Source organism: Streptomyces oryzae, assembly GCF_017676365.1.
GTDB classification, from domain to species: Bacteria; Actinomycetota; Actinomycetes; order Streptomycetales; family Streptomycetaceae; genus Streptomyces; species Streptomyces oryzae.
The window spans coordinates 1-8,568 of record NZ_JADKMA010000257.1; the positions used below are offsets into that span (position 1 = coordinate 1).

9 protein-coding genes are annotated in these 8,568 nt (G+C 71.9%); 3 read left to right on the plus strand and 6 right to left on the minus strand.

Features of this window, described 5'->3' with window-relative positions; genetic code table 11:
- The first annotated feature begins 9 nt into the window (after positions 1-9).
- On the plus strand, positions 10-936 hold the full coding sequence (locus ITI46_RS31460; RefSeq protein WP_209243346.1) for a class I SAM-dependent methyltransferase: 927 nt from the start codon (positions 10-12) through the stop codon (positions 934-936).
- A gap of 174 nt (positions 937-1,110) precedes the next feature.
- On the opposite strand, the gene ITI46_RS31465 is transcribed toward ITI46_RS31460, so the two are convergent.
- Positions 1,111-1,908 carry an alpha/beta hydrolase gene (locus ITI46_RS31465; RefSeq protein WP_209243339.1) on the minus strand — a complete coding sequence of 266 codons (798 nt, stop codon included), beginning with the start codon at positions 1,906-1,908 and terminating at the stop codon, positions 1,111-1,113.
- An 86-nt stretch (positions 1,909-1,994) separates the two neighbouring features.
- Here ITI46_RS31465 and ITI46_RS31470 point away from each other — a divergent pair, with 86 nt between their 5' ends.
- Together ITI46_RS31470 and ITI46_RS31475 are read left to right on the plus strand one after the other, a co-directional pair.
- Positions 1,995-3,125: an adenosine deaminase gene (locus tag ITI46_RS31470; RefSeq protein WP_209243340.1), complete on the plus strand. Its 1,131-nt coding sequence runs from the start codon at positions 1,995-1,997 to the stop codon at positions 3,123-3,125.
- Positions 3,126-3,334: 209 nt separating this feature from the next.
- Positions 3,335-3,775 (plus strand): hypothetical protein, encoded by a 441-nt coding sequence (locus tag ITI46_RS31475; RefSeq protein WP_209243341.1) that lies wholly within the window; start codon positions 3,335-3,337, stop codon positions 3,773-3,775.
- Between the two features lie 102 nt (positions 3,776-3,877).
- Here the strand turns inward: ITI46_RS31475 and ITI46_RS31480 are convergent, their stop codons facing one another.
- The 5 genes from ITI46_RS31480 to afsQ1 all read right to left on the minus strand — a co-directional run bounded on the left by ITI46_RS31480 (position 3,878) and on the right by afsQ1 (position 8,108).
- On the minus strand, positions 3,878-4,081 hold the full coding sequence (locus ITI46_RS31480) for a PspC domain-containing protein (protein ID WP_209243342.1): 204 nt from the start codon (positions 4,079-4,081) through the stop codon (positions 3,878-3,880).
- Positions 4,082-4,214: 133 nt separating this feature from the next.
- Positions 4,215-4,772, minus strand: coding sequence for a VanZ family protein (locus ITI46_RS31485; protein ID WP_307808405.1), 558 nt, complete (start codon positions 4,770-4,772; stop codon positions 4,215-4,217).
- A gap of 240 nt (positions 4,773-5,012) precedes the next feature.
- Complete coding sequence (locus ITI46_RS31490; protein ID WP_209243344.1) at positions 5,013-5,636, minus strand: hypothetical protein; 624 nt, start codon at positions 5,634-5,636, stop codon at positions 5,013-5,015.
- Positions 5,633-7,282: an ATP-binding protein gene (locus tag ITI46_RS31495; protein ID WP_209243347.1), complete on the minus strand. Its 1,650-nt coding sequence runs from the start codon at positions 7,280-7,282 to the stop codon at positions 5,633-5,635. The genes ITI46_RS31490 and ITI46_RS31495 overlap by 4 nt, the downstream gene beginning before the upstream one ends.
- A 148-nt stretch (positions 7,283-7,430) precedes the next feature.
- Positions 7,431-8,108, minus strand: coding sequence for a response regulator (gene afsQ1, locus ITI46_RS31500; protein WP_209243345.1), 678 nt, complete (start codon positions 8,106-8,108; stop codon positions 7,431-7,433).
- Positions 8,109-8,568: the final 460 nt, after the last annotated feature.

Sequence of the window (8,568 nt, forward strand, 5' to 3'; positions counted from 1 at the left end):
GGAACCCCGATGACCCCGCCCTCACCCAGTCACGGTCACAGCCACAGCCACAGCAATGGCCACAGCCACCACCACGGCCAGTCGGGCACCACCGCGGAGCCCGACTGGGAGGCGCTCGCCACGCACCTCGAACGCGAAGCCGAACTGAAGGTCTCCTTCCTGGAGGAGGCCGCCGCCTGGCTGCGCGACGTGCTCGGGCACTGCGACGTCACCCGCGTACTGGATCTGGGCAGCGGCCCCGGCGTCACCACCATCGCGCTGGCCCACGCCTTCCCCGGCGCCGAGACCGTCGCCGTCGACAGCACCCCCGCGCTGCTGGAGCGGGCCCGCGCCCGTGCCGAACGGGAGGGGCTGGCCTCCCGTATCACCACCAGGGAGGCCGAACTCCCCGCCGGCCTGCCGGAGCTGGGCACCGCCGAACTGATCTGGACCAGCAACGTCGTCCACCACTTCGGCGACCAGCGCGCCGCGCTGGAGACCTTCGCGGGAGCGCTGCGGCCCGGCGGCGTGCTGGCGGTGCGCGAGGGGGGCCTGCCCACACGCTTCCTGCCCCGCGACATCGGCATCGGACGGCCCGGCCTCCAGGCGCGGCTGGACGTCGCCGAGGAGGACTGGTTCACCGCCATGCGCGCCGAACTCCCCGGCCACACCCGTACGGTGGAGGACTGGCCCGCGCTGCTCGTCGCCGCCGGGCTGGCGCCCACCGGCAGCCGTACGTTTCTCACCGACCTGTCCGCACCGCTGGACCCTGTCGCCCGTGCGCACGTGCGCGCTCGGGCCGAGCGCTTCCGTGAGAGTCTGGCCGACAGCCTCTCCGCGGAGGATCTTGCGACCCTCGACGTTCTGTTGGACGACGCGTCTCCCGAGGGCATCCAACGGCGCCCGGACGTCTTCTTGCTGACGGCGACGACGGTTCACACGGCGGTCCGCACGTAGGGCTTTCCGGGGAGGGGGTGCCCCTTGCTGTCCGTTGCGGACTGCGGGTCGTTCGTAGCCGCTCGCGCAGTTCCCCGCGCCCCTGGATGGCTCCCCCGCAAGCTTGGGCAGTCTGCGCCAGGGGCGCAGGGCTGGCAAGCGCAGCCCCCACGCGGGGTACGCAGACGAGAGGCTCTACCGCTTGAGGCCCTTCCCGAAGCCACCGGCCAGCGGCATCCGCAGCCCCAGCGGCGGCGGAGCCGCAAGCGCGTCGGTCAGTGGGCGGCACAGATCGCCCCCGCACAGGGTGCCCAGCACGAAGTCCTCGGTCAGCGCGGCGACTTCCGCGGAGTAACCCCGCAACCCGTGCCCGTCGCTGTGCACCTCGAAACGGCAGACCTGAGCGTTGACCTTCTTCGCACGCTCGGCGAGGCGGAAGGAGAGCTCCGGGTCGCAGCGGGTGTCGTTCGTCCCGTGCACGATCAGCACCTGGCGCCCCCGCAACTGCTGCACGGGCTCAGAATCAGCGGCGTCGCCGTCCGCCGACAGCAACGGCCCCAGCGCCACCACCGAGCCCACCGCCTGGTGCCCGGCGGCCCGCAGCGCGGCGGGCGCGCCGATGTCGATGCCGACCAGGCAGACGGGCACGTCCCCGTACCGCCGCACCACCTCCTCCACCGCCCGCTCCGCGTCGGCCGCGCACTCCTGGACCCGGCCCCCGCCGCCGTCGCCGCCCGCCGCACGGCTACCGCCGCGATAGCGCACGAGGTGGCTGACCAGGGGGTCGTCGTCCGAGCCCGCCCGCCCCAGCCGGCGCGCCAGCGGCACCGCTGCGGCTGCCGCAGCCAGCGAGGCCCCGCGAGCCCCGCCGCGTGCACCCCCGGCGGACCCGCCGCCCGGCAGCACGAGGACCACGGCGTGCGGGGCCCTCCCCACGGCCCCCCGGGGCCGTCCCAGTCGTGTTTCCCTCTCGGGCAACGCTCGCTGAGCCATGGCGCAACAATGGCACGCCGTCCCGCGTTCGTAAGGCAGTTGACAAAGCACATGCGATCTACGCGCGTAGGAGCTAGAGTGCCGTGATGGCAAGCGAATCCCCGAACACCGTCCCCACCAGGGAGCAGATCCACCGCGCACCCAAGGTCCTGCTCCACGATCACCTCGACGGCGGGCTGCGCCCCGCGACCATCGTCGAGCTGGCCCGCGAGACGGGCTACGACGCGCTTCCGGAGACTGACGCCGACCGGCTGGAGGTCTGGTTCCGCGAGTCGGCCGACTCCGGCTCCCTGGAACGCTATCTGGAGACGTTCTCGCACACGGTCGGCGTGATGCAGACCCGCGAAGCGCTCTTCCGGGTCGCGGCCGAGTGCGCCGAGGACCTGGCCGCCGACGGCGTCGTCTACGCCGAGGTCCGTTACGCCCCCGAGCAGCACCTGCTTCGCGGGCTGACCCTGGAGCAGGTGGTCGAGGCCGTCGACGAGGGCTTCCGCGAGGGCGAGCGCCGCGCCCGCGCCGCCGGCCGGCGGATCCGGGTCGGCGCGCTGCTGACCGCGATGCGGCACGCGGCCCGCGCCCTGGAGATCGCCGAGCTGGCCAACCGCTACCGCGACCTGGGCGTGGTCGGCTTCGACATCGCGGGCGCCGAGGCGGGCCACCCGCCCACCCGCCACCTGGACGCCTTCGAATACCTCAAGCGCGAGAACAACCACTTCACCATCCACGCAGGCGAGGCGTTCGGGCTGCCGTCCATCTGGCAGGCCCTCCAGTGGTGCGGCGCCGACCGGCTGGGGCACGGGGTGCGCATCATCGACGACATCCAGGTCGCCGAGGACGGCACCGTCAAGCTCGGCCGCCTGGCCTCCTACGTACGGGACAAGCGCATCCCGCTGGAGCTGTGCCCCACCTCGAATCTCCAGACCGGCGCGGCCCCTTCGTACGCCGAGCACCCCATCGGGCTGCTGCGCAAACTGCATTTCCGGGCGACGGTCAACACGGACAACCGGCTGATGAGCGGCACGAGCATGAGCCACGAGTTCGAGCAGCTGGTGCGGACCTTCGATTACACGCTGGACGACATGCAGTGGTTCACGGTCAATGCGATGAAGTCCGCGTTCATTCCTTTCGATGAACGTCTCGCCATGATCAACGACGTGGTCAAGCCCGGATATGCCGCGCTCAAATCCGAATGGCTTTTCCGGGAAACTTCCCGCTGACCCCCGTTGACCAGCGGTTCAGCCGTCGCCGTACAGCGGATACGGGGCGGCTGAGTCCGCTCGGAACAGCATCGGGACACACCTGAATGCGGCGACTTACGGCGCCGCCGACGTGTTTGCGACTCCTTGGAATTCCTGGCTACTTTCGCCAGGCCGCTAAGCCCCCTTCGGGCTGCTCTCCAGCCCCCTTTCCGAGGACGTAGACACTGATGAAGCAGGTAGCCAAGAAGTCTCTGGGTGTCGCCGCGATGAGCGCGGCGGCCGTGGTGTCGGGCGCCGGTGCCGCCTCCGCGCTCCCCGTCGACACGCTCGGTGTCCCTACCGGCGTACTCGGCTCCGAGGCGGTCAAGGCCGGCGGCCGCGCACTCGGCCCCGCCGTCGAGACCACCGGAAAGACCGCAGGGAAGACCCTGGGAGGGCTCCCCCTCGAGGAGGCCACTCGGGGCCTTCCGGCCAACCTCTCCGAGCCGGTCGGCGTCGCCCAGGAGGCCCTGGCGGGCACGCTGAGCGGCACCCCGGTGGAGGAGACCACCGAGCGGCTGGCCGACCGCCCCCAGCAGATGGTCAAGGGCAAGAGCTCCAAGCCCGGCGGCGGCATGATCGGCGGGCTTCCGCTGGGCAAGGCCCTGCCGATCGGCGGCTCGCACTGACAGGCCAGCGCTGACACACACCACGGCGGGCACCCCGGAAGGGGGTGCCCGCCGTGGCGTGCTCGCTGTGGTGTGCTTGCTGTGCCCGCGGGGCGTGGCTGGTCACCAGGCGGTGCTGTGCTTGCGGTTCTCGTCCGGCAGCAGGATCCACAGCGCGATGTAGAGCAGGAACTGCGGCCCCGGCAGCAGACACGAGGCGAGGAAGATCACCCGCATCGTGGTGGGTGTGGTGCCGAACCTGCGGGCGAGCGCGGCGCACACGCCGCCGATCATCCGGCCTTCGGTGGGACGGGCGAGCGTGGCCATGAGGACTGCTCCTTCGGTGTCCGGTCGGTGCCGTACGGCTGGACGGCTGCGGGGCTGTGCGCCCCTTCGGCCGCCGGCGCCGTACTGCCTTGGACTTCCGACGGTAGACCGGACTTACGGTGCGTACCTCCGCTTAGGGGGCCATTCCGACCCTGGTTGCTCTCGGGGTCGAACCCTGAGCCTTCTCCTCCCGCAGCCGGAGCCCGGTCCTCGGCGAGGCGGGCTCGGAGCGCCGGCGGCGGCCCTCGATCCGGTCGCCGTGCCCCGACCAGTCGCTGTCCCGCTGCCGCAGCCGGCGGCGCAGCAGCGGAAAGACCAGCCCGGCGGCCAGCGCCACCCCCGCGGTGTTCAGCAGCACCGAATCGACGTCCGCGACATGTCCCGGCACACCCGTCTGGGCCAGCGTGAGGACGACCGACACCATCGCCCCCGCGAAGACCGTGCTCGCCACGGTGCCCGGCAGCCGCCGGTGCAGCCGCCCGGTGGCCAGCGGCAGCAGCACCCCGAACGGCGCCAGCAGCAGCAGCCCGCCGCCGATTCCCTCCAGCGCGGCCCGCGGCCCGTCGGCCAGGTCGGTGCGGATGGTGGCCAGCGGGTGCAGATTGGCCGGCGCCACCCAGGGCACCGCGAGCGGGCGCAGCGTCAGCCAGCCGACGAAACACAGATGCGCCGCCAGCAGGACGAGTCCCACGAGGCGGATTCGGAAGGCGGGGGAGGTCGGGCCGCCGGAGCCTAGGCGCTGCACGACGAGGAAGACGCCGCCGCGTTCGGCCCTGGTTCCGGTCCTGTGTTCTGAGCGGGTCAGGGCTATGTCACACGCGTGTTCCGCACTGTTGTTCAGGGGAGCGCCGTTGCGGCTGGTGCGGTGGCACCGGCTGCCCTTCGGGCGGCGGGGCTGGGCACGCAGTTCCCCGCGCCCTTTCGGGGTGCCCTAGACGCGGGTGCCTGCCGTCTCGGCGGACTGCGGGTGGGTGCGGAGAGCGGTGCCGCATTCGTAGCGCTGGAGCGGGGATTTGTCCGTGTTCTCGTCGCCGACGGGGCCGCCCAGGACCACGCCGCCCTCGGCGTCGGCCGCCGAGGTGTCCGCGTAGGTGCACACGATCTGCGCCAGCGCGTACGACGGCAGCTCGTCCAGCGGCTCGCTCAGCCGCAGCGCCTCGTCCGGGTCGCCGGCCGCGCCCTTGCTGATCGTCAGCTCCCGGGGCACGGCCGTCTCGAAGCCCGCCGTGTCCTCCACGGCGCGCGGCTCCCGCTTCAGCTCGTCCAGCAGCTTGCGGGCAACCGGCAGCCGTTCGGCGGAGGAGCGTCCACCGGGCATCCGCACCTCCCGCTCCACGGGCGAGACCCGCGAGCCGCACACCAGATAGACCCGGACCACCGAGTTCCCGCCACTGCTGCGCGGGCTCTCCCGGTCGTTCGGCAGCACACAGCCCACCCGCGAGGGCGCAGCTCCGGCGTCCACGGGTACGGACGTGGCCCGGATGCCGCAGCCGGAGACCGTGCCCAGAGCGGCGAGGACGCACAGCAGTGCCGGCACGGCAGCCCGCCGGATCATCGGTCGCCCCCTTGCTGCCCCGCGCCGCCGGAGCCGTCATCGCCCGGCCGCGGGTCGCCGGAGCCGTCATGCCCCGCACCGTGCTCGCCCTTCCCGCCTCCGGTGTCTCTCCCGCCGTTGTCCCCGCTGTTGCCGTTGTCTGCGTTGTCTGTGTTGTCGCCGTTCTCGCGCTCCTCGGCGACCCGGCGGGCGTCCCGGGGCAGCCGCAGGGTGAAGACCGCGCCGCCCTCGCCCTCGGGCGCGTTGTGCGCGGTGATCTCGCCGCCGTGGATATGGGCGTTCTCCAGCGCGATCGACAGCCCCAGACCGCTGCCCTCGGAGCGCGGGCGGGAGGCGCTGGCCTTGTAGAAGCGGTCGAAGACGTGCGGCAGGACATCCTCGGGAATGCCGGGGCCCTGGTCGGCGACCTCGATGACCAGCTCGTCACCGCCGTCACCCCCGTCGCCCTCGGTCCGTACGGAGACCCGCACCGGGGAGCCGCCGTGCTTGAGGGCGTTGCCGATGAGGTTGGCCAGGATGACGTCGAGCCGGCGCGGGTCGAGCCGCGCCATGATGCCGCGGTCGGCGTCCAGTTCGACCGCGTCCAGCCAGGCGCGGGCGTCGATGCAGGCGGTCACCTGGTCCGCCACGTCCACATCGTCCAGCACGAGCTTGGCCGTTCCCGCGTCGAAGCGGGTGACCTCCATCAGGTTCTCCACAAGGTCGTTGAGCCGCCGCGTCTCGCTCACCACCAGCTGCACCGCGGGCGCGATCATCGGGTCGAGGTTGTCCTGCTCCTCCTCCAGCACCTCGGTGACCGCGGAGATCGCCGTCATCGGCGTACGCAGCTCGTGCGACATGTCGGCGACGAACCGCCTGCTGGACGCCTCCCGGGCGCTCAGCTCCGCGACTCGCTGCTCCAGCGAGGCCGCCGCGTCGTTGAACGTACGGGACAGCTCGGCCAGCTCGTCCGTGCCCGAGACGCGCAGCCGGGTCTCCAGCTTCCCCTCGCCCAGCCTGCGCGCGGCCTCGCCCAGCCGCCGTACGGGCCGCAGCACGGTCGTCGCGGCGGCCTGGGCCAGCAGCATCGCGCCGATCAGCGCGAGCGCGGTGGCGATCCCCAGCGACCAGGCCAGCGAGTTGAGGTCGTCACGCTCGGGCGCCAGCGACTTGAGCAGATAGCCGGTCGGTGTCGGCTCCTCGCCGATCACCTTCGCACCGCCGACCAGATACGGATCGCCGTCCAGCGTGATCCGCTGCCAGTACAGGTGGTACGGGTGCTTGTTCTTCTTGTCGACGGAACGCTTCTTGACGACGGCGCTGCTCAGCCGCCCGGGGACGTCCCGCAGGGTGAAGTCGTCCTCGTTGGAGGCGGCGGCGCACTGCTTGCCGTCCTCGGTGCGGTCGACGAGCAGCACCTGGTAGTTCTGCGAGCTGCGCGCCATCTTGGCCGCTGCCTCGCGCAGTTCCTGGCAGCTGATCCTGCGCGGCAGATTGCCCGCGTTGTCCTCCATCGCCTTGCGGAAGTCGTTGAGGGCCGCGTTCTGGGCGCGGGTGAGGACCGCGTCGCGGTTGAGCCAGTAGGCGATGCCGGAAGCGGAGACGGCGGCGGTGAGCGCCACCAGCGCGAAGACGACGACCAGGCGCAGCCGCAGGCTCGGCAGCATGCCGGCGAGCCTGGTCCGCAGCCGCTCGCCGAGGGAAGGCGCGTCGGTCACTCGCCGGTCCCGTCCACCCGGCACGGCGCCCCGTGCGGCGCCCTGCGCGGCATCGTCGCCGTACGCGTCAACACTGCTGTTCCGTTCGTACGCCGGGTCACTGCGGGGCATCCAGCCGGTAGCCCACGCCGCGCACCGTGCGGATCAGGGTGGGGGAGGAGGGCACGTCCTCGACCTTCGCGCGCAGCCGCTGCACACAGGCGTCGACCAGCCGCGAATCGCCGAGATAGTCGTGCTCCCACACCAGCCTCAGCAGCTGCTGCCGGGAGAGTGCCTGACCGGGCCGCCTGCTCAGCTCCAGCAGCAACCGCAGCTCGGTCGGGGTGAGTTGCAGGTCCTCCCCGTTCTTGGTGACCGTCATCGCCGAGCGGTCGATCACCAGCGAGCCGAACGTCGCCGAGTCGTTGGACTCCCGTTCGCCGCGCCGCATCACGGCGCGGATACGCGCGTCCAGCACCCGGCCCTGTACGGGCTTGACGACATAGTCGTCGGCGCCCGACTCCAGGCCCACCACGACGTCGATGTCGTCGCTGCGGGCCGTCAGCAGGATGATCGGCAACTGGTCGGTGCGGCGGATGCGCCGGCACACCTCGAAGCCGTCGATGCCGGGCAGCATCACATCCAGCACGATCAGGTCGGGGCGCTGTTCGCGCAGCAGTTTCAGGCCGTCCTCGCCGGACGCGGCGGTCACCACGCGGTGCCCCTGGCGGGTCAGACCCATCTCCAGGGCGGTACGGACAGCGTCATCGTCCTCGATCAGCAACAGGAAAGGCACGCGCGCCATTCTGGCCCATGGCGCCCCCATACTTCGACCGGCGGTCGCCGCAGTGGACCGACACGCCCGCCGGCCTGGGCATTGTGGGGCCCGCCGACCCTTGTGACACCGCTGTGACAGAGGGGGGACCTGGCCATGAAGTCGGGGCGGCAGTGTGTACGTCGTCAAGCAAGCGATCGGTTCTGCTCCGAGGGGGCGCGAGATGAACACACTGCACGGCACCAACACGAGCGCAGTCCTTCACACGCGTCTGCACGTCCCTTCGGTTCCCGCTTCCCAGAACCGGTCTGCCGAGAAGTTCGGTGCAGAGGCGGCCACGGGCACTGCGCTGCTCGACCGGAGCCAGCTCGGGGGCGGGCGCGGGTGCGCTCGCGGTGCCGCGCGGATGCGTCCGCGGACCGTTTTCGGACCCGCGGTCGAGGGGCTGAGGGGGAAGGCCCCTGGGGGGAAGACGGGGGAC

Bases quoted from the DNA above. Each gene is read 5' to 3' on its own strand.
- ITI46_RS31460 (WP_209243346.1), top strand. From the start codon at position 10: ATGACCCCGCCCTCACCCAGTCACGGTCACAGCCACAGCCACAGCAAT.
- ITI46_RS31465 (WP_209243339.1), bottom strand. From the start codon at position 1,908: ATGGCTCAGCGAGCGTTGCCCGAGAGGGAAACACGACTGGGACGGCCC.
- ITI46_RS31470 (WP_209243340.1), top strand. From the start codon at position 1,995: ATGGCAAGCGAATCCCCGAACACCGTCCCCACCAGGGAGCAGATCCAC.
- ITI46_RS31475 (WP_209243341.1), top strand. From the start codon at position 3,335: ATGAAGCAGGTAGCCAAGAAGTCTCTGGGTGTCGCCGCGATGAGCGCG.
- ITI46_RS31480 (WP_209243342.1), bottom strand. From the start codon at position 4,081: ATGGCCACGCTCGCCCGTCCCACCGAAGGCCGGATGATCGGCGGCGTG.
- ITI46_RS31490 (WP_209243344.1), bottom strand. From the start codon at position 5,636: ATGATCCGGCGGGCTGCCGTGCCGGCACTGCTGTGCGTCCTCGCCGCT.
- ITI46_RS31495 (WP_209243347.1), bottom strand. From the start codon at position 7,282: ATGCTGCCGAGCCTGCGGCTGCGCCTGGTCGTCGTCTTCGCGCTGGTG.